Source organism: Variovorax sp. VNK109, from assembly GCF_049445855.1.
Classification (GTDB): domain Bacteria; phylum Pseudomonadota; class Gammaproteobacteria; order Burkholderiales; family Burkholderiaceae_C; genus JAGOCV01.
This window is the reverse complement of record NZ_JBMSDV010000001.1, coordinates 257,099-282,648: the sequence shown is the minus strand read 5'-3', so window position 1 is coordinate 282,648 and position 25,550 is coordinate 257,099. Positions and strand designations below refer to the sequence as shown.

General features: G+C 65.5%; 20 protein-coding genes and 1 tRNA gene. 13 read left to right on the top strand and 8 right to left on the bottom strand.

What is annotated here, in order from left to right:
• Positions 1–67 precede the first annotated feature (67 nt).
• The 6 genes from imuA to ACO2Q9_RS01265 all read left to right on the top strand — a co-directional run bounded on the left by imuA (position 68) and on the right by ACO2Q9_RS01265 (position 8,643).
• Positions 68–889, top strand: coding sequence for a translesion DNA synthesis-associated protein ImuA (gene imuA / locus ACO2Q9_RS01290; RefSeq protein ID WP_423307510.1), 822 nt, complete (start codon positions 68–70; stop codon positions 887–889).
• Entirely contained in the window at positions 864–2,159 is a 1,296-nt protein-coding gene (locus ACO2Q9_RS01285) for a Y-family DNA polymerase (RefSeq protein WP_423307508.1), read from the top strand. Before imuA ends, ACO2Q9_RS01285 begins: the two co-directional genes overlap by 26 nt.
• A 5-nt stretch (positions 2,160–2,164) precedes the next feature.
• Positions 2,165–5,608: an error-prone DNA polymerase gene (locus ACO2Q9_RS01280; RefSeq protein ID WP_423307506.1), complete on the top strand. Its 3,444-nt coding sequence runs from the start codon at positions 2,165–2,167 to the stop codon at positions 5,606–5,608.
• A 40-nt stretch (positions 5,609–5,648) separates the two neighbouring features.
• Entirely contained in the window at positions 5,649–7,703 is a 2,055-nt protein-coding gene (locus tag ACO2Q9_RS01275; RefSeq protein ID WP_423307504.1) for an ATP-binding protein, read from the top strand.
• A gap of 45 nt (positions 7,704–7,748) precedes the next feature.
• A tRNA-Gly gene (locus tag ACO2Q9_RS01270) sits at positions 7,749–7,822 on the top strand.
• A 20-nt stretch (positions 7,823–7,842) separates the two neighbouring features.
• Complete coding sequence (locus ACO2Q9_RS01265; RefSeq protein ID WP_423307502.1) at positions 7,843–8,643, top strand: HDOD domain-containing protein; 801 nt, start codon at positions 7,843–7,845, stop codon at positions 8,641–8,643.
• Positions 8,644–8,664: 21 nt separating this feature from the next.
• Here the strand turns inward: ACO2Q9_RS01265 and ACO2Q9_RS01260 are convergent, their stop codons facing one another.
• Both ACO2Q9_RS01260 and ACO2Q9_RS01255 read right to left on the bottom strand, forming a co-directional pair.
• On the bottom strand, positions 8,665–9,075 hold the full coding sequence (locus tag ACO2Q9_RS01260) for a response regulator (RefSeq protein ID WP_423307500.1): 411 nt from the start codon (positions 9,073–9,075) through the stop codon (positions 8,665–8,667).
• Positions 9,076–9,177: 102 nt separating this feature from the next.
• Positions 9,178–9,969 (bottom strand): MHYT domain-containing protein, encoded by a 792-nt coding sequence (locus ACO2Q9_RS01255; RefSeq protein WP_423307498.1) that lies wholly within the window; start codon positions 9,967–9,969, stop codon positions 9,178–9,180.
• Positions 9,970–10,142: 173 nt separating this feature from the next.
• Between ACO2Q9_RS01255 and ACO2Q9_RS01250 the strand changes: the two genes are divergently transcribed.
• The gene (locus ACO2Q9_RS01250; RefSeq protein ID WP_423307496.1) at positions 10,143–10,718 is read left to right on the top strand and encodes a 2'-5' RNA ligase family protein; all 576 of its coding nucleotides are present in this window, start codon (positions 10,143–10,145) and stop codon (positions 10,716–10,718) included.
• A gap of 65 nt (positions 10,719–10,783) precedes the next feature.
• Positions 10,784–13,408: an alanine--tRNA ligase gene (alaS, locus tag ACO2Q9_RS01245; RefSeq protein WP_423307494.1), complete on the top strand. Its 2,625-nt coding sequence runs from the start codon at positions 10,784–10,786 to the stop codon at positions 13,406–13,408.
• Positions 13,409–13,417: 9 nt separating this feature from the next.
• Here the strand turns inward: alaS and ACO2Q9_RS01240 are convergent, their stop codons facing one another.
• The 5 genes from ACO2Q9_RS01240 to ACO2Q9_RS01220 form a co-directional block, all read right to left on the bottom strand.
• Positions 13,418–14,575, bottom strand: coding sequence for an ABC transporter substrate-binding protein (locus ACO2Q9_RS01240; protein WP_423307492.1), 1,158 nt, complete (start codon positions 14,573–14,575; stop codon positions 13,418–13,420).
• A 173-nt stretch (positions 14,576–14,748) separates the two neighbouring features.
• Positions 14,749–15,483: a tRNA (guanosine(46)-N7)-methyltransferase TrmB gene (trmB, locus tag ACO2Q9_RS01235; protein WP_423307490.1), complete on the bottom strand. Its 735-nt coding sequence runs from the start codon at positions 15,481–15,483 to the stop codon at positions 14,749–14,751.
• Complete coding sequence (gene gluQRS, locus ACO2Q9_RS01230; RefSeq protein ID WP_423307488.1) at positions 15,480–16,367, bottom strand: tRNA glutamyl-Q(34) synthetase GluQRS; 888 nt, start codon at positions 16,365–16,367, stop codon at positions 15,480–15,482. The genes trmB and gluQRS overlap by 4 nt, the downstream gene beginning before the upstream one ends.
• Positions 16,367–17,428: an NAD(P)/FAD-dependent oxidoreductase gene (locus tag ACO2Q9_RS01225; RefSeq protein WP_423307486.1), complete on the bottom strand. Its 1,062-nt coding sequence runs from the start codon at positions 17,426–17,428 to the stop codon at positions 16,367–16,369. The genes gluQRS and ACO2Q9_RS01225 overlap by 1 nt, the downstream gene beginning before the upstream one ends.
• A 9-nt stretch (positions 17,429–17,437) precedes the next feature.
• Positions 17,438–18,376 (bottom strand): LysR substrate-binding domain-containing protein, encoded by a 939-nt coding sequence (locus ACO2Q9_RS01220; RefSeq protein ID WP_423307484.1) that lies wholly within the window; start codon positions 18,374–18,376, stop codon positions 17,438–17,440.
• 126 nt (positions 18,377–18,502) lie between these two features.
• Between ACO2Q9_RS01220 and ACO2Q9_RS01215 the strand changes: the two genes are divergently transcribed.
• From ACO2Q9_RS01215 to ACO2Q9_RS01200, 4 genes are all read left to right on the top strand, one after another.
• On the top strand, positions 18,503–19,204 hold the full coding sequence (locus ACO2Q9_RS01215; protein ID WP_423307482.1) for a pirin family protein: 702 nt from the start codon (positions 18,503–18,505) through the stop codon (positions 19,202–19,204).
• A gap of 58 nt (positions 19,205–19,262) precedes the next feature.
• Positions 19,263–19,673, top strand: a complete 411-nt coding sequence (locus ACO2Q9_RS01210; RefSeq protein WP_423307480.1) for a DoxX family protein — start codon at positions 19,263–19,265, stop codon at positions 19,671–19,673.
• A 4-nt stretch (positions 19,674–19,677) separates the two neighbouring features.
• Entirely contained in the window at positions 19,678–20,232 is a 555-nt protein-coding gene (locus ACO2Q9_RS01205; RefSeq protein WP_423307478.1) for a flavodoxin family protein, read from the top strand.
• 77 nt (positions 20,233–20,309) lie between these two features.
• The gene (locus ACO2Q9_RS01200; RefSeq protein ID WP_423307476.1) at positions 20,310–21,188 is read left to right on the top strand and encodes a pirin family protein; all 879 of its coding nucleotides are present in this window, start codon (positions 20,310–20,312) and stop codon (positions 21,186–21,188) included.
• A gap of 21 nt (positions 21,189–21,209) precedes the next feature.
• Here the strand turns inward: ACO2Q9_RS01200 and ACO2Q9_RS01195 are convergent, their stop codons facing one another.
• Positions 21,210–21,983, bottom strand: coding sequence for a sulfurtransferase (locus ACO2Q9_RS01195; RefSeq protein ID WP_423307474.1), 774 nt, complete (start codon positions 21,981–21,983; stop codon positions 21,210–21,212).
• 62 nt (positions 21,984–22,045) lie between these two features.
• On the opposite strand from ACO2Q9_RS01195, the gene dnaE reads away from it, so the two are divergent.
• A complete protein-coding gene (dnaE, locus tag ACO2Q9_RS01190) occupies positions 22,046–25,537 on the top strand; it encodes a DNA polymerase III subunit alpha (protein ID WP_423307472.1) in 3,492 nt (1,163 codons plus the stop codon).
• Positions 25,538–25,550 lie beyond the last annotated feature (13 nt).

The window sequence follows — 25,550 nt, the reverse complement described above, 5'->3', positions numbered from 1 at the left end:
GATGACTGTATATAAATACAGTATTCTGGCCTGACTTCGACCAACAAGGATTCCAGCAGGGTGTGCCATGGCCAATGCCGCTTCAGCCCGTCTCATCGCGCTCGAAGCCATGGCCGGTTCATTGCCGGTCTGGCGCGGGCAGGAGCTCGCCCATCAGGCGGGCCGCGTGCTGCCCAGTGGCCATGCCGCGCTCGACGCCGAACTGCCCGGCGGCGGCTGGCCGCTCGACGGCATGACGGAACTGCTGCTGCGCGATGCACGCACGCCGTTCTGGCAGTTGCTGCTGCCGGCGCTGGCGGCCTGCGTGCAACAGGCCGCCGGGCCGGTGGTGCTGGTGGCGCCGCCCCATGTGCCCTTCGCACCCAGCCTTGCGGCCCAGGGTTTGCCGGGCGAACGCTTGCTGTGGCTGTGTGCCTCGCGTGAGTCGCAGTCGCCCGCGCAGCGCCTCTGGGCGGCAGAGCAGGCCCTGAAGTGCGCCGACGTGGTGGCCGTGCTCGCGTGGCTGCCGCAGGCCACCGATGCCCAACTGCGCCGTTTGCAGATGGCGATGCAGGCCGACGTGCAGAGGCCGCGTCCGCTCTTCGTGCTGCGTGATGCGCGTGCGGCGCGCACCGGCTCGCCGGCCAGGCTGCGCCTGCAGCTGCAGGCCACGGCCGCCGCCCCGTCGCTCGACGTGCAGATCGTCAAGCGCCGCGGCCCGCCGCTGGCGCAGCCCTTGCGCATGCGTGCACAGGCGAGGGCGCTGCAGGCGTTGCTGGCGTCCCGCAAGGGTGCGACGTCGATGTGCGTGGATACCGACGCCATGGCTGCCGATGTCGCTGGGCTGTCGCCGCGCGGCCTGCCGACTGTTGCAGGGGGCGGTCATGCACTGGATCGCGCTGCTGCCTGAAGACGGTCCCGGTGCCGAGCGCGAAGCCTGGGGCTGGCATGCGCTGCGCTTCACGTCGCGCGTGGCCTGGGTGGACGAGGCATTGCTGCTCGAAGTCTCCGGCAGCCTGCGTCTGTGGGGCGGCATGAAGCGGTTGCGTGCGAAGCTGCTCGATCCGGCAACCGGCCTGCCGACGATGCGCACCGCAGCGATGGGCCGTACGTCGCTTGCCGCGCTCGCGTTGATGCGCTTGCGCGCGCGAGGCGAGCCGCTGCCAGCGGCTTCCAACCTGCCTGCCGCATTCCCGATCGACACGTTGCAGGCTGCGTTGACGCATGCCGGGCTGCTCGAGCGCATGGGCTGCCGGACCTGGGGCGACCTGCGTGCATTGCCGCGCGGCGGCATGGCGCGGCGTTTCGGCGCACCATTGCTCGAGGCGCTCGATGCCGCTTGGGGCGACCGGCCCGAGCGTTATGCGTGGATCGAAGCGCCGGAATCTTTCGACGAGAAGCTCGAACTGCCCGCCACCGCCACCAGCGCACCCGAGTTGATGTGGTCGGCGCAGCGGCTGCTGTCGCGCCTGCAGGCATGGCTGGCGTCGCGCAAGCTGGGCGTGCTGGCGCTCGAACTCGAATGGACGCACGACCTGAAGCGGTTGAACGGCGTGATGCTGCCGCCGACCGCGCAACTCGTCATCCGCACCGCGCGGCCTGCGCAGGACATGGCGCACCTGCGCCGCCTGCTGAACGAACGGCTCTCGCACGTCGCGCTGGCCGCGCCGGCCAACCACCTGCGCATGCGTTCTCTGGAAACCGCGAGTTGGGGTGGCATGCCCGTGAGCCTGCTGCCCGAAGACCAGGTGAAAGGCGAGCGACTGCACGAGTTCGTCGAGCGCGTGAGTGCACGGCTCGGCGAAGACGCCGTGTGCGTGATGCGGCCGGGCGACGACCACCGGCCCGAGCGCATGCAGCACTGGGTGGCCGCGAAGTCCCCGGGTGCAAAGCCGGGCGTCACGAACCCTGCGGCCGATGCGCTCTTTCCGGCGTGGCTTCTGCCGCAGCCGCAGTGTCTCGAAGTGCACAACGACACGCCGCACTACGGCGGCCCGCTGCGCAGGCTCACCCGCCCCAGTCGCATGGAGACGGCCTGGTGGGAAGAGGGCCAAGGCGGCGAAGAAGGCGCGGCCTGTTTCCGCGACTACTACGTGGCGCAGGGGGAGCAGTCGGGCCTCGTCTGGATCTACAGGGAGCGCCGTTCGGGCCGGTGGTACCTGCAGGGCTTTTATGCCTGACGTCCATGCCTGAAACCCATGACAAGCCCCGCCCTTCCCGGCAGGACTGGGAGGACCGCGCAGAGAACGAAACCCTGCCGCCCCTCGTGCCGGACGAACCCGACCCGCTGCCGGCCTATGCCGAGCTGCATTGCATGAGCAACTTCAGCTTCCAGCGCGGCGCGTCGCATCCGCAGGAACTGGTCGAGCGCGCGTGGGACCTGGGCTATGAGGCGCTGGCCATCACCGACGAATGCTCCGTGGCGGGCGTGGTGCGCGCATGGAGTGGCCTGAAGGATTACCGGAGCTACATCGAGTGGCTGGAAACGGTGAAGCGGCCGGGCGAACGCCGCATGCGAAACAACTTCAAGTTGCTCTACGGCAGCGAGTTCGACACCGGCGATGGCCGCCTCGTCGCCATCGCGCATGACCTGGAAGGCTGGGGCGGCCTCTGCGAATTCATCACCGCCGCGCGCATGCGGGCCGACAAGGGCCGCTACGTCGTGAGCTGGGACTTCAGTGACTGGACGCTGCTCAGGGGCTGCGAGATCCTGTTCGCGCCGGCGCGCCACGCCGGGCAAGTGCTGGAAGATTTCGACGTCGACGCCTTGTGCCTGCGGTTGCAGGCGCTGAAGAAGCTCTATCGCGCGCATCTGTGGCTGGCTGTCGAACTCGCCAGCCACCGCGACGACAGCCTGTGGCTCGCCACGTTGCGCGAGGCGGGTGAGCGCTGCGGCGTGCCGTTGGTGGCGGCGGGCGGTGTGCTCATGCATGCACGCTCGCGGCGGCCGCTTCATGACGTCATCACTGCCGTTCGCCTCGGCCGGCCGGTGAAGGAGTGCGGCCAGCAACTCGAAGCGAATGCCGAGCGGCACATGCGCAGGCGCATGCATCTGGCACAGGTGTATCCGCTGGAGCTGATGCGCAACACGTCGAAGGTCGTGGATGCGTGCAGGTTCGAGCTGGAGTCCGTCCGCTACAACTATCCGAAAGAGTCGGTGCCGCATGGCATGACGCCGATGGAGGCGCTGCGACACTTCACCATGGAAGGCGCGGCGCGGCGTTTTCCGGAGGGCATTCCGCCGAACATCGTGGGTCTGATCGACAAGGAGTTGAAACTCATTGGCGAATGCAAGTACGAGATGTTTTTTCTCACGGTGCATGACATCGTGCGGGAGGCGCGCCGGCAAAACATCCTCTGCCAGGGCCGGGGGTCGGCGGCCAATTCGGTGGTCTGCTATTGCCTGGGCGTGACCGAAGCCGATCCGCGCGTGTCGCATCCATTGCTGGAACGGTTCATCAGCCACGAGCGGAGGAACGAGCCACCCGACATCGACGTGGACTTCGAGCATGAGCGGCGCGAGGATGTCATCCAGTACATCTACGGGAAATACGGCCGGCATCGCGCGGCCATCGCCGCCGTGGTGATCTGCTATCGAACACGCAGCGCGATCCGCGATGTCGGCATGGCGCTGGGCATCGGCGAGCCGTTGATCGATGCGTTTGCGAAAGAACACTTCTGGTTCGACGACGGGCTGGCCGTGCAGCGGCTTGGCGATCTGGCGATGAAAACGGGGGATCCGATCACGCCGCATGTCGCAGCGCTCTGGCTGGAACTGGTGCGGGCCATCAAGGGATTTCCGCGTCACCTGAGCCAGCATGTGGGCGGCTTCGTGCTCACGCAGACGAAGCTCGGGCGTCTCGTGCCCATCGAGAACGCCGCCATGAAAGACCGCTCCGTCATCCAGTGGGACAAGGACGATCTCGAAGACCTCGGGCTCATCAAGGTGGACGTGCTCGCGCTGGGCATGCTCACCGCCATCCGCCGTTGTCTGGATCTGATCAGCGCGCGGCGGGGCTCTCCATTCACCCGATCGCATATCGGGCTCGAAGACCCGCAGACCTACGAAATGATCCGCGACGCCGACACCGTCGGCGTCTTCCAGATCGAGAGCCGCGCGCAGATGTCGATGCTGCCACGCCTGAAACCCACGAAGTTCTATGACCTGGTGGTCGAAGTTGCCATCGTGCGGCCAGGGCCGATCCAGGGCGGCATGGTGCATCCGTACCTGAAGGCGCGCGAGAAGGTGCGCCAGTATCTGGTGCAGCACCCGGGTGACGAAGCGGGTGCCGAGGATGCCATCGAATATGAGAAAACGAAGGAAGAGCGTGAGCTCGGACAACCGTCCCGTCTCAGGGCTGCACTGAAGCGCACCCTCGGTGTGCCGATCTTCCAGGAACAGGTGATGCAGATCTCCATGATCGCGGCGGGCTTCGATGCCGGCAAGGCCGATGAACTTCGCCGGGCCATGGCGGCATGGAAGCGCAAGGGCGGTGTGCACCGCTTCGAAAAGCAGTTGATCGACGGCATGCTGAATAAAGGCTATGAAGAAAAGTTCGCCCGTGACATCTTCAACCAGATGCTCGGCTTCGGCGAATACGGTTTCCCTGAAAGCCATGCCTACAGCTTTGCATTGCTCGCCTACAGCAGCAGCTGGCTCAAGCGGCACGAGCCCGAGGCTTTTCTGGCGGCGATGCTCAATTCGCAGCCCATGGGCTTCTATTCACCGTCGCAACTGATCCAGGACGCGAAGCGGCATGGCGTGCCGGTGCTGCCTGCCGATGTGTCGCTGAGCGACTGCGACTGCACGCTCGTGATGGCATCGCTTCCGGGCGAGGTCTCTCACGCTGCGTCATCCACGCATGTGCATGCCCATGCCCATGCACCTTGCGACCGTCCTCTCGTCCCCGTACGGTTGGGCCTGCGCATGATCGGCAGTCTCGATGCAAAGGCCGCGCATCGCATCGTGCAGGCGCGGCAGGATGGCCCGTTCCTCGACGTCGAAGACCTCGCCTTGCGTGCGATGCTCGAATCGCGCGACCTGCATGCGCTCGCCTCGGGCGATGCGCTGAAGTCGCTTTCGGGGCATCGCCGGCAGCAGGTGTGGGACGCGTCCGCACCCAAGCGGCCGACGCGCCTGCTGTCGCGCGCACCGGTACGGGAGCAGCCGCTCGAACTCATCCCCGCGAAGGAAGGTGAGGAAATCCTGTTCGACTATTCGTCATTGGGCTTCACGCTGCGAAAACATCCGTTGGCCCTGCTCAGGAAAAAACTCGAAGCCATGCAGATGAAGACATCGGCCGAACTGGGCAGCTTGCCGCATGGCCGCCATGTGGCGGCCTGCGGCCTCGTCACCGTGCGCCAGCAGCCGCAGACGGCCAACGGAACCATCTTCGTCACGCTGGAGGACGAGACAGGCCCGGTCAACGTGATCGTCTGGAAACACGTGCGCGAGGCGCAGCGCCAGGCCTTGCTGCACTCGCGCCTGCTGGCCGTGCATGGCACGTGGCAGCGCGATGTGGACAGTGGCGGCAAGGTTTGCCATCTGGTCGCGAAGCAGCTGGTGGACCTCACGCCCATGCTCGGCAGGCTGGGTGCCAGCAGTGGCAGGAGCCGTGATTTCCATTGATGCCATTGCCGCAGCCGAGAGCCTTCGCATACAGTACTTCATGCCTTTCTTCCCCGCGATCCGCCACGGCCTCCTGTCGATGCTGATGACGGCTCCCCTGATGGCGGGAGCCGTCATGGTTTCGCCGGTGGATGGAAAGGACGACCCTGTCGAACTGACAACGCAGGCATTCCTGCTGGATGGTGCGCGGGCACAAGCGCCTGTGCAGGACGTGATCGCCGGGCGGCACGACAATGAATTCAGGTTGCTCGGCGATGGCGATGCCGCGCGTTGCAGCCGGGCCAGCCCGTGCTGGCTGCGCGTGTCGATGGCACGCCGGGCCGACACCCTGCCTGTATGGGTCCTGCGGCTGCGTGCAACGGAAACCCACGAAGTCATGCTGTATGAGCGCACTGCCGAAGGCGTTCTCCTGCCTGCAGTGGCGGGGCAGCAGTACACGCTCTTCTGGCGGATCGGCAGCGCAGACCTGATCTTCCCGATCGTCATGCACGAACGCCGGTCGACCTATTACCTGCGTGTCTCCCGCCCGCTGACCGACAGGAGTCTTGCGCTCTGGCAGAACGACGGCTTCCACCAGATGCTGCAGGCGCAACTCTTCTTCCTCAGCACGAGCCTGGGCCTGACGCTGGTGTTGAGCATGGTCAGCATGGTCCTGTGGCGCTGGCTCAAGGACAAGCTTTACCTGCAGTTCTCGCTGCTGACCTTGACGGGGGCCAGTCTTCATCTCTGGCAGGTGGTGCAGACGCTCACCGGCACGCACGGTCCTCCGGAACTGGATCTGCGTGGCGCGATCCAGGCGCTGTTCCACGCAGCATCGCTGCGGTTCTTTCCTTCGCTTTTCGAGGTGCGCCGCTACTCGATGCCGCTCTGGCGCTTCTGCCAGATCGGCATCGCGCTCAACCTCGTGGGCGCGGGGTTTGCGCTCACAGGTCACTACGCGCTGGTACAGACGCCGCTCGCGCTGCTCATGGTGGCGATTGCCGTCACCGGCCTCTGCTACGTGTGGTGGGTTTCCATCTGGCGCCAGCGTGATCTCATGATCGCGGCGCTGTGCGTGACGGCGCCCCTGCTGCTGACCTTCGTGTCGCGGCTGGAACTTTTCAGCGGCCCCGCGCTGCAGGATCGCGATGCCCTCGATCCGCTGTCCGTGGCCGTGCGCATCACCTATCTGCTTCTCCTGAGCCTGCTGATCGCGCAACGCGTGAGCAAATCCGAGCTGGAAGCCCGGACGGCCCGCCGGCGCGAACGCGAAGTCGCCAGGCGCGCCGAACGCGATCTGGAGGCAAAGGTGGCCCAGCGCACACAGGAACTGGCGTACACCAACGAACTGCTGCACAAGGAAGTCGAACACAGGCGCCTGGCCGAACTCAATCTCCAGGGCGCGCTGGAGGCCGAGCGCAAGGCAGTCGTGCAGCAGCGGCAGTTCGTCGAGATGGCATCGCACGAATTCCGCACACCGCTGGCGATCATCGACGCGGCGGCCGGTGCGATGGAGTTGACCACGTCCAGCGCCCCCGCACGTACGAGCCTGGGCCGGATACGCAAGGCGGTGGATCGCCTCACCGGCCTCATCGAAAACTTCCTGACCGAAGACCCTTCGCAGTCGCGGCCTGCAGCCGGAAAAGGCGACCGGTTCGACTTGCGGACCATCCTGCAGCGCTTGACGACGGCTTTCGGCGCGCAAGGTGAACAACGCCTGCGCATCGTGCTTCCGGACATGCCTTGCCCGATCGCGGGGGACATGCCCCTGCTCGAAGTCGCGGTACAGAACCTGGTCCAGAACGCGTTGAAGTATTCCCCTGCGGATCGTCCGGTCACAGTCACGACCCGCGTGGATGGAGCGTCGATCTGCCTGGACGTCCGGGACGAGGGGCGGGGCATCGGGCAGGACGAACGCGACAGCATCTTCGAGAAATTCCAGCGCGGCACGACGTCTGCCGGCACTGGCGGTACGGGCCTGGGGCTTTATCTCGTGCGCAGCATTGCCCGTCGCCATGGCGGCGACGTGGAGTTGTTTGCCACCGGCGATACCGGTTCGGTATTCAGGCTGCGCATTCCGGTGTCCGGCCCGATGGCCGATCTGCGCGGCGAATGAAGTTGGATCGCGTAAACTTCCGCGATCCGTCGCTGATGGATCACTGCGGGCGTCGTTCAATGGCAGGACCTGAGCTTCCCAAGCTCAAGACGTGGGTTCGATTCCCATCGCCCGCTCCAACTGTGCAATTCCGCAACCCATGCAGCTCAATGCCCTGATCGCATCGTCCAGCGCATTGCCCAGCGCCCCGCAGGCGGTGCTGGAGCTGGCTCGCACATTCGAAGACGAAGATGCCCGCACGGCGGACGTCACCTCCATCATCGAGTCGGATCCCGTCCTGGTTCTCCAACTGCTGCGCGTTGCGAACTCGCCCCTGTTTTTCAGGGGCCGCCTGATCGAGAGCCCTTCCGAGGCCGTCCGGTTGCTGGGGCTGTCCAAGGTCCGGTCGCTGGTGATCGGCATCCTGGCCAAGGATGCATTTCCCTCACTGCCGGAGGAAGTGCTGAACCAGTACTGGCGTTTCAGCCTCAACACGGCCGAACTGTCCCGGCACATTGCCGGCCTGGGCCGTGGTGACGAGGACACCGCTTACATCGGCGGTCTGCTCCACATGATCGGCGAGCTCGTCATGCGTGTGGGGATGCCGGAGCGCATGGCTGCAGTCGATGCAGCCGTGCCGCTCATGGAGCCCGAGCGCATCAGCGCGGAGGTCAAGGCGTTCGGGTACAGCTATGCGGAAGTGGGGGCCGAGCTGACACGCAGGTGGCGCCTGCCTGCGCCGATTGCCCGCATCGTCGACAGACAACGCGCGAGCAACATGACGAGCCCGCAGGATTACGACGCGCTCGTGGTGCAGATGGCGTCCTGGCGGGCCCGCGCGCTGGAGCTGGGATGGGAGGGCGACGCGCTCATCAAGGCATTTCCGGCCAACTACGCGAAGGCACTCGGCGTCCAGATGGAAGACATCCTCGAGTGGACGCCGGAAGGCGGCGCAGGCTGAGACCCTGAAGAGCCGGGGGCGCTATGCGTTTGCGGCGCCGATGGCCAGCGCCATCTGCTCGACCGATCCGGGCTTCATGACGACCTGATCGAAGCCCGCATCCTTGATGCGCCGGAGTTCCTCGTCGCGGCAATGCGCCGTATAGCCGATCAGCCGCAGCGCGGCACCGAACTCTTCCCTGACGCGGCGCGCAAGTTCTTCGCCGCCCATCACGGGCATCTCGATGTCGATGAGCATCGCAGCCGGGAGTCCGCTGTCATCCGGATTCGCGCGCAATTGCGTGAGCGCATCGGCGGCGCTTTCGTGCTCGCTCACGATGAAGCCCGCCAGTTCGAGGTAAGCGCGCGCCAGCATGCGGCTGACCTCGGTGTCGTCGACCACCATGACACGGCGGCTCGGCTGCGGGCTGGTTTCAGGGCACTCGGGTGACATGCCGCGATTATTTCTTCGGCGGCGCGCAGTCACAAGCCCTGAATTGTCCGAACAGCTAGACCGTGCCGATGCGCAGGTGCTTCTCGTCGAAGTCGAAGGTGATCAGGCGCGCTGCTCTTCGACGGGAACGTCCATCGGTCGGGCGGCTTTGCGCTTGTCCTTGTGGAACACGTACTGCATGAACTGGTCGAGCGCGAGCAGCAAGGCCATCCATGCAATGGCGATCAGCACGAGGGGCGGCAACTCCCACGAGCTGATGATGCCGGCGCCAGAAGGCACGGCCGACTTGTTCTCGGTGGTGCAGACGAAGTCGCCGGCGGACATGCCGGTGTAGTGCATGGCGCAGACGGCTGCTGCCATCACGATCGATGCGATGAGTGTGCCTGCGAAGCCGCGGACGTTGAACGCCAGCCAGAGTGCCGCCGTGGCAGCAATGAACGCGATCGCAACGGACGCGGCGACCAGCGGGAGCGACCAGGCGAGGTACCCGTTGAAGCGCATGCCGTACATGCCGAGGTAGTGCATGAAGCACACACCCAGGCCGAGCGAGAAGCCCGCCGCGACGAGGCGCAGCGGGTTGCGCGGATTGCGGGCCACGTACACGAGCGCGATCGTGCTGGCGATGACCGCGGCGATGAGCGAGATCAGCGTCTCCGCGATCGAATAGCCGTAACCGACGGGCAGGCGCAGCGCCATCATGCCGATGAAGTGCATCGACCACACGCCGATGCCGCCGAGCGCCGTGCCGGCAGCGATGGTGTTCGGCAGCGACAGTCGTCCGCTGCTGCGGAGCATATGGGGTGCGGCGGAGAGTGCGATCAGCGCTCCGACGACTGAAACCACGAAAGACAGTGCGACCATCGTGGGCGAATAAGTGGTAACCAGGATTTCCATCATGTGACTTCGGACTCGGGCGATCAAAGAAAAACCCGGGATTCTAGAAGTTGACCAACTGGTTTAACCGTTATGTAACATAAGCTTTGAGAACTATTTGGCCGTTCTCCCGGATTTGTCGCGCTACTGTCATGTATAACTGTATATAAATACAGTCATGAAGGGGAATGCGCATGAACAATAGTTCTCGAAAGGCCGAGCGCCGTGACCATCCCGCCGGCCTGCTGCCCATGCACTTGTGCCTGCTCCCACCAATCGAGGTGCGTGCGCGCCTTCTCGAGCACGCATCGCGCTGGACATGCCTGCCTCCCGGCTCGCTGACAAAGTCGTGGCACCTGCATCTCACGATGCTGGCAGGCCTCGGCGCGGACCCCGGCACGCGGCTGGCGGACTGGACTGTGCTGGAGCAGCGGCTGACGCAGTCCCTCGGCAAATTGCGCCTGAAGCCGATGCAGATCGAGCTCAATCACGCCATGGTCTGGCACGGCAACAAGGCGGTGATCGTCGCGGAGGACAACTTCGGCCTGCGCAGGCTGCGCGACATGCTGCTTTCCTCGGCACTGGGCAGTGGCATGAAACCCCTTCATGCCATGACTACGCCGCACGTCACGCTCAGCCGCCATGCCACGCCGGCGAGCAGGCCGCCGGAGTTCTTCGAGTCCATCCGCTGGATGGTGACCGATGTCGCCCTCGTGCGGTCTACCCCGTACCCGGCCTGGTACGAGCTCGTCGGGCGATGTGGGCGCTGAAAGCGGGGCTGAAACCTATAATCGAATGTTCTGATAAATCAAGCATTTACGCGCCCCTTCGACAGATGAGCACCCCCAACTTCACCGTTGCCGACATCCGCAAGACCTTTCTGGACTTCTTTGCATCGAAGGGGCACACGGTCGTCGCCTCCAGCCCGCTCGTGCCCGGCAACGACCCGACACTGATGTTCACAAACTCCGGCATGGTGCAGTTCAAGGACGTGTTCCTCGGCACCGACAAGCGCCCGTACGTTCGTGCCGCATCGGTTCAGGCCTGCCTGCGCGCCGGTGGCAAGCACAACGACCTGGAAAATGTGGGCTACACCGCGCGCCACCACACCTTCTTCGAGATGCTGGGCAACTGGTCGTTCGGCGACTACTTCAAGCGCGAGTCGCTCAAATGGGCGTGGGAACTGCTCACCGAGGTCTACAAGCTGCCGGGCGATCGCCTCTGGGCCACCGTCTATATCGACGACGACGAGGCCTACGACATCTGGACGAAGGAAATCGGCGTGCCGCCCGAACGCGTCGTGCGCATCGGCGACAACAAGGGCGGCAAGTACATGTCCGACAACTTCTGGATGATGGCGGACACCGGCCCCTGCGGTCCGTGCTCCGAAATCTTCTTCGACCACGGACCGGAAGTTGCAGGCGGTCCCCCGGGCAGCCCCGATGCCGACGGCGACCGCTACATCGAGATCTGGAACAACGTGTTCATGCAGTTCGACATGCAGGAAGACGGCAGCGTGAAGAAGCTGCCCGCGCCGTGCGTGGACACGGGCATGGGGCTGGAGCGCCTCGCCGCGATCCTGCAGCATGTGCACAGCAACTACGAGATCGACATCTTCGAGGCACTCATCGCCGCTGCGGGCCGCGAGACGCACACGCCCGACCTGTCGAACCCGTCGCTGAAGGTCATCGCCGACCACATCCGTGCAACCTCGTTCCTCGTGAGCGATGGCGTGATTCCTTCCAATGAAGGCCGTGGCTACGTGCAGCGCCGCATCATCCGCCGCGCCATCCGCCACGGCTACAAGCTGGGCCAGAAGACGCCGTTCTTCCACAAGCTGGTGCCCGACCTCGTGAAGCTGATGGGCGCCGCGTACCCGAATCTCGCGGCCAGCGAGCAACGCATCATCGAAGTGCTCAAAGCCGAAGAAGAGCGCTTCTACGAGACGCTGGCCAACGGCATGGAAATCCTCGACGCGGCGCTGGCCGGTGGCGCGAAGGTGCTGCCCGGCGACGTGGCCTTCAAGCTGCACGACACCTACGGCTTTCCGCTCGACCTGTCGGCCGACGTGTGCCGTGAACGCGGCCTGACGGTGGACGAAGCCGGCTTCAACGCCGCCATGGACAAGCAGAAGGCTGCGGGTCGCGCCGCCGGCAAGTTCAAGATGGACCGCGCGCTGGAATACACCGGTGCGTCCAACATCTTCACCGGCTACGAGAAGCTCGAAGAGAAGGCCGTCGTCGTCGCGTTGTACGCCGAGGGCGTGGCCGTACCCGAACTCGATGCCGGGCAGGTCGGCACCGTGGTGCTGGACACGACCCCCTTCTATGCCGAGAGCGGCGGCCAGGTCGGCGACCAGGGCGAACTCGCCGGCAACGGCGTGAAGTTCACCGTGGATGACACGCAGAAGATCAAGGCCGACGTGTACGGCCACCACGGCACGCTGGCCGAAGGTACGCTTCACATCGGTGATGCGGTGACCGCGAAGGTCAATACCGCGCTGCGCGCGGCCACCATGCGCAACCACTCGGTCACCCACCTGATGCACAAGGCATTGCGTGAAGTGCTGGGCACCCACGTGCAGCAGAAGGGGTCGCTGGTCAACGCCGAGCGCACACGTTTCGACTTCGCGCACAACGCCCCCGTCACCGGCGAGCAGATCCGCCTGATCGAGAACAAGGTCAACGCCGAAATCCTGGCCAACGAAGCCACGCAGGCGCGCGTGATGGACATCGATTCAGCGCAGAAGACCGGCGCCGTGATGCTGTTCGGCGAGAAATACGGCGAGAACGTGCGCGTGCTCGACATCGGCACGAGCCGTGAACTCTGCGGCGGTACGCACGTGCAGCGCACCGGCGACATTGGCCTGTTCAAGGTCGTGGCCGAAGGCGGCGTGGCCGCCGGTGTGCGCCGCATCGAAGCCGTGACCGGTGTCAATGCGCTGGCGTATCTGCAGGACCTGGAGAGCACGGTGCACAAGGCGGCCGGCGCACTCAAGGCCCCTGCTGCCGAACTGCAGGGCCGTATCGGCCAGGTGCTCGACCAGGTCAGGCAACTCGAGAAGGAAGTCGCACAGCTCAAGGGCAAGCTGGCTTCCTCGCAGGGCGACGACCTGATGTCGCAGGCCGTGGATGTGAGCGGCATCAAGGTGCTGGCCGCGAAGCTCGAAGGTGCCGACGCGAAAACGCTGCGTGACACCATGGACAAGCTCAAGGACAAGCTCAAAACCGCAGCCATCGTGCTCGCGGCGGTCGACGGCGGCAAGGTGCAGATCGCAGCCGGCGTCACGCCCGACAGCGTGGGCAAGCTGAAGGCGGGGGAACTGGTGAACTTCGTCGCCCGGCAAGTGGGCGGCAAGGGCGGCGGCAAGGCCGACATGGCCATGGCCGGTGGCACCGATGCCGCCGGGCTGCCTGCTGCGCTGAAGTCGGTGCAGGGCTGGGTGGCCGAACGGGCCTGAGCCCGCCGCTTAACGGATCACCCGGCCGTCGGCCGTGATGGTCACGAGGTCGATCGGGCGCGACACATCGCGAACACCCGCGCGCAGGTTGAGGCGGAAACCACCGACGTCGTAGTCGGTCACCGAGCCCATGGCCTTGACCAATGCTGCGCGGTCGGCACTGCGACCGGCACGGCGCGCCGATTCGGCCAGCGCCTTGGCAGCAATGAAACCTTCCAGGCTTTCGTATGAGGGCACGAGGTCGGTTTCGTCCACCGCGGCCAGGTATTCCTTCACGATGGGAATGGCTGCACGGCGTGGGGACGGCACCACCTGCGAAACCACGACGCCGTTGATTTCCTTGCCGAGCGCGGTGAACAGCGGATCGATGCCCACCACCGAGAAGTTCAGGAACGCACCGCCGTAGCCCGCCTTGCGGATCTTGCGGATGAAAGCGGCCGTGGTGTTGAACAGGCTGGCCTGGATGATGGCTTGCGGTTGTACTTTCATGAGCGCGGCAACGGCCGCATCGACCTTGTCGCTGCCCGGTGGCACGAAGGCCGTGCCCACCAGCGGCGGCAGCTTCAGTTCGGCGATCGCCTGGTTGACAGCGGCAAGCCCACCGCGGCCCATGGCGTCGTCATCGGCCACGACGGCGATGCGGGTCTGGCCGAGCGTGTTGCAGTGGCGCACCATCTTGAAGGCCTCGTCGGCCATGCTGGGACGCACGTGGAAGACGTTGGCATGCGCTGCATCGCGCAAGCCATCGCTCGCGGCGAAAGGCGCGAAGAAGGGGGCGTCCTGTTTCTGCGCGACAGCCGCCGCTGCTTCCGCACTTGCCGTGCCGACGAAGCCGAACAGCACATCGGCGCCTTCGGCCAGCAGCTTCTGCGCATTGGCAGCCGCAGTGGCGGGCTCGTAGCCGTCGTCCATCTGGCGCAATTCGATGCGCAGCGTTGCGTTGGCGGGTCTGGCGTTCCAGCTGTCGATGTACAACTTGGCACCGGCGGCGAACGCCAGGCCGATTTCGCTCGCGTTGCCGGTGAGGGGGACCGACTGTCCCAGCACCAGCCGCCTGGCACCCGGCGCGGCCTTGGTGGCCTGTGCCCAGCTGTGCGCCGGCATGACGAACGGTGCGGCGAGCGTCGCACCCGTACCCAACAACCATTTCCTGCGTCCGAAGCCCATTTGCGATTCCTTCAAATCGCCCCCTTGTCGTTTTCAACCGTGGCCGTGTGGTGTTCTTGTGACCTGCCTGTGACAGCGACCATAGCTCAGTTGCCCTGCGATGCCAAGGCGCGCTGTGGTGAAGTCGGCCAAATGGGGATGAAAGCGCATGAAAAAGTGATTTTTGACGCGGATCAGCGGCGCGTGAAAACCACATCCCAGACGCCGTGCCCGAGCTTCAGGCCACGATTCTCGAACTTGGTGAGCGGCCGGTAGGCGGGCCTGGGTGCGTAGTCGGCGGCGGTGTTCTGCAGCAGCGGCTCCGCACCGAGCACTTCGAGGATCTGTTGTGCGTAGGGCTGCCAGTCGGTGGCGCAATGCAGGTAGCCGCCGGGCTTGAGCCTGCGCGCCAGCCGCGCGACGAGCGCGGGCTGCACGAGCCTGCGCTTGTGATGGCGCTTCTTGTGCCACGGGTCGGGAAAGAAGATGTGAACGCCGTCGAGCGACGCTTCGGGGATCATCTGGTCGATGACTTCGACCGCGTCATGCTGGAGGATGCGGATGTTGCCGATGCCCTGCTCGCCGATGCGCTTGAGCAGCGCGCCCACGCCGGGTTCGTGCACTTCGCAGCAGAGGAAGTTGGTGCCCGGCAGGCCCGACGCGATATGCGCCGTCGCTTCGCCCATTCCGAAGCCGATCTCGAGCACGGTGGGGGCCTGCCGCCCGAAAGTCTTCTCGAAGTCGATCGGCTGGCCGGTGAAGCTGGCAAGGAACTGCGGGCCCAGTGTCTCGAAGGCTTTGCTCTGGCCGGTCGTGGTGCGGCCGCCGCGCTTGACGAAGGTACGGATGGCCTTCGGGAATGGCACCCCTTCGGGTGCTGCAGCGGCGTCGGCAGCGGGGGATTCTGGAGTTTCGTCGGGACGTGTCATGAAGCAGACAGATTGTAGAGATCGCGCCACTGCCCGACCCATGCGGCCATGGCTTGCGGCGGCGTGCCGGCCTGCGCGGGAAGTCCCAAGGCCGCCGCTGCTGCATTGAGCACGTCCAGCGGTCTTGCGGTGTCGACCGGCTGCGCGCCGTTCTGCTTGGAAAGTTTTTCACCGTTTTCGCCGAGCACCAGCGGCGTGTGCAGCCAGCGCGGCGCGGGCAACCCGAGTGCCCGCATCAGCAGCAACTGGCGTGGCGTGTTGTCGGCCAGGTCCACCCCGCGCACGACGTCGGTCACGCCCTGGTCCGCATCGTCCACGACGACGGCGATCTGGTAGGCCCACTGGCCGTCGGCGCGCTTGAGCACGAAGTCGCCGACGCGTGTGGCAACGTCCTGCCGCTGCGCACCCAGGCGACGGTCGTGCCAGTCCACGCTGGCGTCCTGCGGCAGGCGGAATCGCCAGGCGCGCGCGGGGCGGCCGTTCAGCCCGCTGCGGCAGGTGCCGGGATAGACAAGCTCTTCATGCCGGCGCGGCAGCGCATCGCGCTCTGCGAGGGCAGCCAGGATGTCGCTGCGCGAACAGGCGCAGGGATAGGCGAGCCCGGCTTCGATCAACCTGTCGAGCGCGGCCTGATAGGCGTCACCGCGCGTGGACTGACGCAGCGGCGCTGCGTCGGGATGCAGGCCGAGCGCAGCGAGTTGCTGGAGGATGACGCGATCGGCACCCGGCACGCATCGGGCGGCGTCCACGTCTTCGATGCGCACCAGCCATTGGCCGCCGTGTGCGCGCGCGTCGAGCCAGCTGGCCAGCGCCGCCGCCACCGAGCCCGCATGCAGCGCGCCCGTGGGCGAGGGAGCGAAGCGGCCGACGTAGCCCGTCGCCATCAGGCCATGTTCAGCGAGAGTTCGAGCGCCGAGACGAATGCATCTTCGACCCGGTGGCCCAGGCACCAGTCGCCGCACGCGCCGATGCGGGCGCGTGCATCCCACAGATACGGCTGGCCGAGTGGGACCAGGGTGCGGGCGTGGCGCCAGCAGATCGCCTCGGCATACGACGGCTCTGCATGGATGCCGGTGATCTCGGAAAACGCGCGAAGCAGCTTGGCCTGGATGCGCGGTGCGTCGTCGCCCGCGTGTTCGGCCGACCATTCCGCGCTGGCTTGCACGGTCCAGCGCTCCACGCTGCCGCGGCGCGGCTTCGACGACTCGCGGGCGAGCCAGGCCACGCGGTGGTGCGTGCTGCGCGCGGCATTCCATTGCGGACCGAGCTGCCCCGGAGCCGGCGCCTGGGGAAAGGCGAGCATCAGTGTCCAGCAGGGCGCGACTTGCACACTTTCCATGGCGTCCGACAGGCCGGGTGCCAGGCCCGATACAAGCAGCAATTCGCGGGCTTGCGCGCTCGGTATGGCAAGCACGATGGCGTCGAAATCGGAATGCACGTGCTGTTCGCCGGCCATGCCCTCGGTGCGCAGTTGCCAGCGCTCGGCATGCAGGGCGTCGCGCTCGATGCGCATGACGCGTGTGTTGCCGATGAGCTGGCCCCCGGCCGCCAGCGGGGCCGCCCAGTGCTGCAACAGGGCGCCCATGCCGGGCGTGGCGACGAAGTGCGCCTCTCCGGTGGGACGCGCTGCTTCTGCCACGCGTCCGTGCGGATCGAGCACGCGCACGGAGTTGGCGCTCCATGGCCGGCACGGTGCGGCGGTGGCCTGCAAGGCCTGCCCGAAACGTTCGTCACGCACGGTGAAGTACTGCGCGCCGGGATCGAAGCTGCCGAACGGCGTGTCGCGCGTGGACATGCGGCCGCCGGCTTCGGCGCCCTGCTCGAACACCACCACCTGCCGTCCTGCCTTGGCAAGCGTCAGCGCGCAGGTGATGCCGGCCATGCCGGCGCCGATGACGGCCACGCGACGCGCGGGGAGGGAGGAGTTCGGGGAGGTTCGTGCCATGCCCCCACTCTACACGCCGTGGTGGCGTTCGAGCAGTGCCGTACGCGTCTTCGGGCTTTCGAGCTGTTGCAGCCACCACTGCAGCGCACGGCCCATGCCGGACGCTCCGGGGGTGCGCCACGCATAACTCATTCGGCCGATGCGTGTCTGCCGGCGCGTCTGGCGCACGACGAGACGACCGGTCTCGATGAAAGGGCGTGCCATCGGCTCGGGGACGTGGCCGGCACCCAGGCCGCGCAACTGCGCCTCGAGCTTGGCTGTCATCGTGGGCACGGTGAACACGTCCTGCCCGCCCAGCAGACCGACGGTGACGCCGCCGCCGCGCTGCACCGAGTCGGCCACGGCCACCGCACGGTGCTGGCGGATCACGTCGTCGGTGAGCGGTTCGGGTGCGGTCGCAAGCGGATGGTGCGGCGCAACAGCGAATACGAAGCTCATGCTGCCCAGCGGCTTGATCATCAGGCTCGTGAGCAGGGGCTCGGCCGCAATCCCGATGGCGAGGTCTGCAAGTCCCGAGGTCAGTGCCTCCTGCGTGCCCGACAGCGTTTCCTCGCGGATGCGCAGCCGGGTCGGCGGGTCGAGTGCGAAGAAAGCGTCGGCGAGCTCCATCATCACCAGCCGCGAAATCACGCCATCCACCGACAGGGTGAGCTGCGGCTCCCAGCCGGTTGCCACGCGCTTCACGCGGTTGGCCACGTTGTCCAGGTCGTCCAGCAACCGGCGCGATTCACGCAGCAGTTCTTCGCCCGCCGGTGTGATGCGTGCCTGCCGGGAACTGCGGTCGAACAGCAGCACGTCCAGCGCGTCCTCGATGGCGCGGATGCGGTAGGTGAGCGCGCTCGGCACGAGCCCCAGATCGCGTGCTGCGGCCGCAAAACTGCCCGCTTTCGCCACGGCCTGCAGCATGGACAGCGAATCGGGAGTGAGGACGTCTCGGGGTGTGGCCATCCGACAAGTTTAATTCAAAATATTTGAATGATTTCTTCAAATTGAAGCGCTGAAAACTGAATGGAGGGAATCTACATTTCATCCACGCGCTGCACATTGCAGCCCTGACACAGAAAGGAGCTTCACATGTTGACTCTTCGCAAATCGCAGGATCGCGGCCACGCCGATCACGGCTGGCTCAAGTCCCAGCACAGCTTCTCGTTCGCCAATTACTACGACGCGGAGCACATGGGCTTCGGCAACCTGCGCGTCATCAACGAGGACCGCATCGCCCCGGGCACCGGCTTCGGCACGCACGGCCACCGTGACATGGAAATCATCAGCTACGTGCTGCAGGGCAACCTGGCGCACAAGGACAGCATGGGCAACGTCAAGGGCATCCCGCCCGGCGACGTGCAGCGCATGAGTGCCGGTCGCGGCGTGATGCACAGCGAGTTCAACCACGCCCAGGGCGAGACAACGCACTTCCTGCAGATCTGGATCGAGCCCAACGTGCGCGGCATCCCCGCGAGCTACGAGCAGAAGTCGTTCGACGACGGCGAGAAGCGCGGCAAGCTGCGCCTGGTCGCGTCGCCCGATGGCGCTGAAGGCTCGGTGACGATCCACGCGGACGCATCGCTCTATGCGGGCCTGTTCGACGAAGGCGAGAAGGCCTCGCTCGGGCTCGATCCTGCCCGCAAGAGCTACGTGCACCTCATCCGTGGTGAGCTGGAGGTCAATGGCAAGTCGCTGCAAGGTGGCGATGCGGCACTGATCGAAGGCGAATCGCAAATCACCCTGGATCACGGCAAGGATGCCGAGGTCCTGGTGTTCGACCTGGCCGCGTGAACCTTTGGCGGCCTTTCCAGTCCCTACTCATTTTTTCAACCAACCTTCGAGGACCAACATGCCCACTTCCTTCCAGAACACCCTGAGCCTGATCGGCCGCGCACTGATCGCCCTGCTTTTCATCCCTGCGGGCTTCAGCAAGATCGGCGGATTCGCCGGCACGGCGGGGTACATCGCTTCCAAGGGACTGCCGCTGCCGGAGGTGGGCGTGGTGATTGCCATCGTCATCGAACTGGGCGCCGGGCTCATGCTGCTGGCAGGTTTCGGCACGCGCATCGCAGCGCTGGCGCTGGCCGCGTTCACGCTCGTCGCAACCTTCATCTTCCACAACTACTGGGGTGTGCCGGCCGAGCAGCAGATGATGCAGCAGCTCATGTTCTTCAAGAACATCGCCGTCGTCGGTGGCTTGCTGACGCTGGCCGCATGGGGCGCAGGTGCCTTCAGCGTCGATGCCAAGCGCAAGGGTTGATGTCATGACACGCATTGCCGTCGTATTCCACTCGGGCTACGGTCACACCCAGCGCGTCGCGCAATCGGTGGCCGAAGGCGCCAACGCCACGCTCGTGGCCATCGATGCCGAGGGCAACCTGCCCGAGGGCGGATGGGACACGCTGAACAGCGCGGACGCGATCGTCTTCGGTTCGCCGACCTACATGGGCATGGCGAGCTGGCAGTTCAAGAAGTTCGCGGACGCGTCCTCGAAGCAATGGTTCAGCCAGGGCTGGAAGGACAAGCTCTTCGCGGGCTTCACGAACAGCGCGACGATGAACGGCGACAAGCTGTCCACGCTGCACTACCTGTTCACGCTGGCCATGCAGCACGGCGGCATCTGGGTCGGAACGGGCATGATGCCCGCGAACACCAAGGCGTCGCAGCGCAACGACATCAACTATGTCGGCTCGTTCGCCGGTGCGATGGCGACCTCGCCGTCGGATTCGAGTGCCGACGAGTGCTTGCCCGGTGACCTGGAAACCGCGAAACTCTTCGGCAAACGCATTGCCGAAGTCGCGGCCCGGCTCAAGGGCTGAGGCCGCAACGCCAGCAATGGCTTCGAAGGCGGCCCGCAGGCCGCCTTTTTTTTTTTGCACGATGACAAGGAGAAATGATGAGCCTGCAACTCGCCCTGAACGGACATGCCAAGGACCTGGGCGGCGGCTTCATGGTGCGCCGCCTGCTGCCCTCGGCGCAGAAGCAATCCGTGGGGCCCTTCCTTTTTCTCGATCACTTCGGCCCGGTCACCGAACACCCGGGGCAGGGGCACGATGTGCGCCCCCATCCGCACATCGGCTTGGCGACGGTGACCTACCTGTTCGAGGGCGCCATGATGCACCGCGACAGCCTGGGCGCCGTGCAGCGCATCGAGCCCGGCGCGATCAACTGGATGACGGCGGGCAAGGGCATCGTGCATTCCGAGCGCAAGCCGGACGACCTGCTGGACAAGGAGTTCGTGAACCACGGTCTGCAACTGTGGGCGGCATTGCCTCGCGAACACGAGGAAGCGGAACCGGCATTCGTGCATACGCCAGCCGAGTCGATCCCTGAGGCGGATGTGGGCGCAGCGAAAGTGCGCGTGCTGATCGGCGAGGCGTTCGGTGTGAAGTCGCCGGTGGCCACCTTCGCGCCAACGCTTTACCTCGACGTCCATCTGCCGTCGGGCGGTGTCTTCGAGCTGCCTGCGCTGGTCGAAGAACGCGCTGTCTATCCCGTGTCCGGCGATGTGTTGGTCGATGGCGTGCCGCTGCCACGGCAAACGCTTGGCGTGCTCGAGGCAGGGAAGGCCGTGCGCATCGAATCGACCGGCCCGGCGCGTCTGGCCGTTGTGGGCGGCGCACCGCTGGACGGGCACCGCTTCATGTGGTGGAACTTCGTGTCCAGCCGCAAGGAGCGCATCCTGCAGGCTGCGGACGATTGGGAGGCCGGCCGCTTCGACAAGGTGCCGGGCGAAACGGAGTTCATCCCGCTGCCGGAACGCAAGCCGCTCTGACGGCCGCTCTTTGTCCCGGGGTCAGCGTGGCTCGTCCTGGCTGGCCTTGAGTTCTGCGTCCAGTGCCTCGCGTTCGTCGAACACGAAGCACTGGCCGGTGTAGTGAGCGCCGCCGACTTCCTCGAAGTACTTGAGGATGCCGCCTTCGAGCTGATAGACATCCTGGATGCCTTCCTCGCGCATCAGGATGGCCGCCTTCTCGCAGCGGATGCCGCCGGTGCAGAAGCTCACCACCGTCTTGCCGGTGAATTCGTCCTTGTGCGCGCGCAGCGCCTCGGGGAACTCGGTGAACTTGCCGATGCGCCAGTCGATCGCGCCGTCGAACGTGCCGTGGTCGACCTCGAAGGCGTTGCGCGTGTCCAGCGTCACGACCGGCTGCCCGTTGTCGTCGTGGCCCTGCGCGAGCCAGCGCTCGAGCGTGGCTGCATCCACCGCCGGTGCGCGTGCGTCCGCCGGCTTGATGGCCGGGTGGTTCATGCGGATGATCTCGCGCTTCACCTTCACCAGCAGTTTGCGGAAAGGCTGCGAAGTCGACCAGCTTTCCTTCGGTGCAAGGTCGGCGAAACGCGTGTCGGCACGCAGCGCGTCGACAAAGCCGCGCACGGCCCCGGCGCTGCCGGCCAGGAACATGTTGATGCCTTCTTCGGCCAGCAGGATCGTGCCCTTCAGGGTCGCGGCCTGCGCGCGTTCGAACAGCGTTTCGCGCAGCTGCGCCGCGTCCGGGATCGGGACGAATTTGTAGACAGAAATGTTGAGCACTGCGCCGGGCGCGGACGGGGTTTCAGCGGGATTCACGGGAGTGATTTTAAGAACCTGTCAAGGCTTCAGCGGGGCGGCGCATTTCCTACAATGAGCCCATGTTTGTCCACCTGCGCCTGCACACCGAATTCTCCGTCGTCGACGGAACCAACCGAATCGACGATGTCGTCAAGACTGCGGCCGCAGACGGCCAGGGCGCACTGGCCATCACCGACCTGAGCAACCTGTTCGGTGCCATCAAGTTCTACCGTGAAGCCCGGGGCGCGGGCGTGAAGCCGATCATCGGCGTCGAAGTTTTCCTCGAAGGTCTGGGCAAGGATGCGGCGGTGCTGTCGCGGGTGGTGTTGCTCGTCCAGAACAGGCAGGGCTACCTGAACCTGAGCGAACTGCTCGCGCGCGCGTGGACGCGCAACATCGTCAAGGCGCAGGCTGTCTGCAAGCTGGAATGGCTGCAGGAACTGGGTGAAGGCCTGATCGTGCTGTCGGGTGCGCAGGCCGGTCCGGTAGGGCAGGCCCTGGTGCAGGGCGACGCTGCACGCGCGGCTGATCTGGCTTTGAAGCTTGCCAGCCTTTTTCCGCATCGTTTCTATCTGGAATTGCAGCGCGCAGGCCGCGCCGACGACGAAGCGCACGTGATCGCAGCCGTCCAGTTGGCCGCGCGCCTGAAGTTGCCGGTGGTCGCAACGCATCCCGTGCAGTTCACGGCCGAGGATGACTACGAGGCGCACGAAGCGCGTGTGTGCATCTCCGAAGGTGAAATCCTCGGCAATCAGCGCCGCGTGCGCAAGTTCACGCGCGAGCAGTATTTCAAGTCGGCCGCGCAGATGGAAGCGCTGTTTGCCGACGTGCCTTCCGCGCTGGCCAACACGGTGGAGATTGCGCGCCGTTGCAACCTGGAGTTGCAGTTGGGCAAGCCGCGCCTGCCTGATTTCCCCACGCCGAACGGCATGCCGATCGAGGAGTACTTCCGCGTGGCATCTGCGGAAGGCCTGAACGAGCGGCTCGAGCATTTGTACCCCGATGCCGTGCAGCGCGAGAAGGAACGTCCACGCTACGAGGCGCGCCTGGCGTTCGAGATCGACGTGATCCTGAAGATGGGCTTCCCGGGCTACTTCCTGATCGTGGGGGATTTCATCGGCTGGGCGAAGAACAACGGCTGCCCGGTGGGGCCGGGCCGGGGCTCGGGCGCGGGGTCGCTCGTGGCTTACGCGCTCAAGATCACCGACCTCGACCCGCTGCAATACAACCTGCTGTTCGAGCGCTTCCTGAACCCCGAGCGGGTGTCGATGCCGGACTTCGACATCGACTTCTGCCAGAGCAACCGCGACCGCGTCATCGACTACGTGAAGTCGAAATACGGCAAGGACGCGGTGAGCCAGATCGCCACCTTCGGCACCATGGCCGCGCGCGCGGCCATCCGCGACGTGGGCCGGGTGCTCGACATGAGCTACACGTTCTGCGACGGCATCTCCAAGCTCATTCCCAACAAGCCGGGCCAGCACATCACCATCGACGGCGCGATCAAGGCGGAGCCGATCCTTGCCGAACGGCTGGAGAAGGAAGATGAGGTCAAGACGCTCGTCGCGCTCGCGCAGAAGCTCGAAGGCATGACGCGCAACGTCGGCATGCACGCGGGCGGTGTGCTGATCGCGCCTGGCAAGCTCACCGACTTCTGCCCGCTCTACCAGCAACCCGGCAGTGAATCGGCGGTGAGTCAGTATGACAAGGATGACGTGGAGGCCATCGGCCTCGTGAAGTTCGACTTCCTGGGCCTCGCGACGCTGACCATCCTGGAGATCGCGAAGGACTTCATCGTCCGGCGGCACAAGGGGCAGGAAGATTTCGCGTTCGAGAACATACCCCTGACCGATGCGCCAACGTACAAGCTTTTCGCGGACGGCAAGACCGAGGCTGTGTTCCAGTTCGAATCGCGCGGCATGCAGGGCATGCTGCGCGATGCGAAGCCCACGCGCCTGGAAGACCTGATCGCGCTGAATGCGCTGTACCGTCCCGGCCCGATGGACCTGATCCCCAGTTTTGTCGCGCGCAAGCACGGGCGCGAGGACGTGGAGTATCCGCATCCTGCCGTGGCCGACATGCTCTCCGAAACCTACGGGATCATGGTCTACCAGGAACAGGTGATGCAGACCGCGCAGATCCTGGGTGGGTATTCGCTCGGCGGCGCCGACTTGCTGCGCCGTGCCATGGGCAAGAAGAAGGCCGAGGAAATGGCCGAGCACCGCGAAAAATTCCGCGCGGGCGCCCTGGCCACCCACGGTATCGTCGAAGAGAAGGCTGACGAGATATTCGACCTGATGGAGAAGTTTGCAGGCTACGGCTTCAACAAGTCGCACGCTGCCGCGTACTCCCTGCTCGCCTACCACACGGGCTGGTTGAAAGTGCACTACACGGCGGAGTTCTACTGCGCCAACATGACCGTCGAAATGGACGACACCGACAAGCTCAAGGTGTTGTTCGAAGATGCGGTGAAGCACTTCGGCATGAGCTTCGAGCCGCCGGACGTGAACCGCGGCGTCCATCGTTTCGAGCCGGTGACGGACAAGGTCATCCGCTACGGTCTTGGCGCGATCAAGGGCACGGGCCAGCAGGCCATCGAAGCCATCGTCGCTGCACGTGAAGGGCGCGGCAGTGGCCCGGCCGGCGGGGAGAGCGGCCCGTTCACCAGCCTGTTCGACTTCTGCCGCCGCATCGACCGCACGCGCATCAACAAGCGCACGGTGGAAGCGCTCATCAAGGCTGGCGCGTTCGACGCGCTGCAGCAGAACCGTGCGTCGATGGTGGCGTCCATCGACCGCGCTTTCGACTTTGCGGCCGCAACCGAAGCCAACGCGAACCAGGGCGGCCTGTTCGACATGGGCGACGACACACATGGCTCCAGCACGCAGGAGCCCGACCTGGTCGAAGCCTTGCCCTGGGGTGTGAAGGAGCGCCTCACACACGAGAAGACGGCCGTCGGCTTCTACCTGTCGGGCCACCTGTTCGACGAAGTGGCAGCCGAGGTGCGGCGCTTCGTCAAGCGCGAGATCGACGAGCTCATCGACACGCGCGAGCCGCAACTGCTGGCGGGCATCGTGAGCGACTTCCGCGTCATCAACGGCCAGCGCGGCAAGCTCGCGCTGTTCAAGCTCGACGACAAGTCCGGGATGATCGAGGCCACCGCCGATGAAGGCGTGATCAACGCCCACCGCAACCTGCTGAAGGACGACGAACTCATCGTCGTCATGGGCAAGCTGCAGCCGGACCGTTTCTCCGGCGGCTTCCGCCTGAGCGTGAACCAGGTGTGGGACCTCGCGACCGCGCGCTGCCGCTTCGGCAAGTTCCTGCGCGTCGCGGTGAACGGCAAGGCACCTGACATCCAGCGCCTGCTCAACGACTTTCCGCCCAAGCGCGAGTATTCGGACCAGGGCGAACTCGTACGGGGTCTGGCCGTGCGGCTGCAGGTGCATCGCCAAGGCGCGACGGCGGAGCTGCAACTGGGCGAGGACGCGAAGTTCTTCCCCAGCGACGCGGCACTGGCCAGCTGGATGGCGCAGGCCGACCAGGGGGCCGCATCCATCGTGTACGAATAAGCGCAGGCTTGTC

Excerpts from the sequence above, each read along its gene's own strand:
- imuA (WP_423307510.1), top strand. The coding sequence starts at position 68 with ATGGCCAATGCCGCTTCAGCCCGTCTCATCGCGCTCGAAGCCATGGCC.
- ACO2Q9_RS01285 (WP_423307508.1), top strand. The coding sequence starts at position 864 with ATGCACTGGATCGCGCTGCTGCCTGAAGACGGTCCCGGTGCCGAGCGC.
- ACO2Q9_RS01280 (WP_423307506.1), top strand. The coding sequence starts at position 2,165 with ATGCCTGAAACCCATGACAAGCCCCGCCCTTCCCGGCAGGACTGGGAG.
- ACO2Q9_RS01275 (WP_423307504.1), top strand. The coding sequence starts at position 5,649 with ATGCCTTTCTTCCCCGCGATCCGCCACGGCCTCCTGTCGATGCTGATG.
- ACO2Q9_RS01265 (WP_423307502.1), top strand. The coding sequence starts at position 7,843 with ATGCAGCTCAATGCCCTGATCGCATCGTCCAGCGCATTGCCCAGCGCC.
- ACO2Q9_RS01260 (WP_423307500.1), bottom strand. The coding sequence starts at position 9,075 with ATGTCACCCGAGTGCCCTGAAACCAGCCCGCAGCCGAGCCGCCGTGTC.
- ACO2Q9_RS01255 (WP_423307498.1), bottom strand. The coding sequence starts at position 9,969 with ATGGAAATCCTGGTTACCACTTATTCGCCCACGATGGTCGCACTGTCT.
- ACO2Q9_RS01250 (WP_423307496.1), top strand. The coding sequence starts at position 10,143 with ATGAACAATAGTTCTCGAAAGGCCGAGCGCCGTGACCATCCCGCCGGC.
- alaS (WP_423307494.1), top strand. The coding sequence starts at position 10,784 with ATGAGCACCCCCAACTTCACCGTTGCCGACATCCGCAAGACCTTTCTG.
- ACO2Q9_RS01240 (WP_423307492.1), bottom strand. The coding sequence starts at position 14,575 with ATGGGCTTCGGACGCAGGAAATGGTTGTTGGGTACGGGTGCGACGCTC.
- trmB (WP_423307490.1), bottom strand. The coding sequence starts at position 15,483 with ATGACACGTCCCGACGAAACTCCAGAATCCCCCGCTGCCGACGCCGCT.
- gluQRS (WP_423307488.1), bottom strand. The coding sequence starts at position 16,367 with ATGGCGACGGGCTACGTCGGCCGCTTCGCTCCCTCGCCCACGGGCGCG.
- ACO2Q9_RS01225 (WP_423307486.1), bottom strand. The coding sequence starts at position 17,428 with ATGGCACGAACCTCCCCGAACTCCTCCCTCCCCGCGCGTCGCGTGGCC.
- ACO2Q9_RS01220 (WP_423307484.1), bottom strand. The coding sequence starts at position 18,376 with ATGGCCACACCCCGAGACGTCCTCACTCCCGATTCGCTGTCCATGCTG.
- ACO2Q9_RS01215 (WP_423307482.1), top strand. The coding sequence starts at position 18,503 with ATGTTGACTCTTCGCAAATCGCAGGATCGCGGCCACGCCGATCACGGC.
- ACO2Q9_RS01210 (WP_423307480.1), top strand. The coding sequence starts at position 19,263 with ATGCCCACTTCCTTCCAGAACACCCTGAGCCTGATCGGCCGCGCACTG.
- ACO2Q9_RS01205 (WP_423307478.1), top strand. The coding sequence starts at position 19,678 with ATGACACGCATTGCCGTCGTATTCCACTCGGGCTACGGTCACACCCAG.
- ACO2Q9_RS01200 (WP_423307476.1), top strand. The coding sequence starts at position 20,310 with ATGAGCCTGCAACTCGCCCTGAACGGACATGCCAAGGACCTGGGCGGC.
- dnaE (WP_423307472.1), top strand. The coding sequence starts at position 22,046 with ATGTTTGTCCACCTGCGCCTGCACACCGAATTCTCCGTCGTCGACGGA.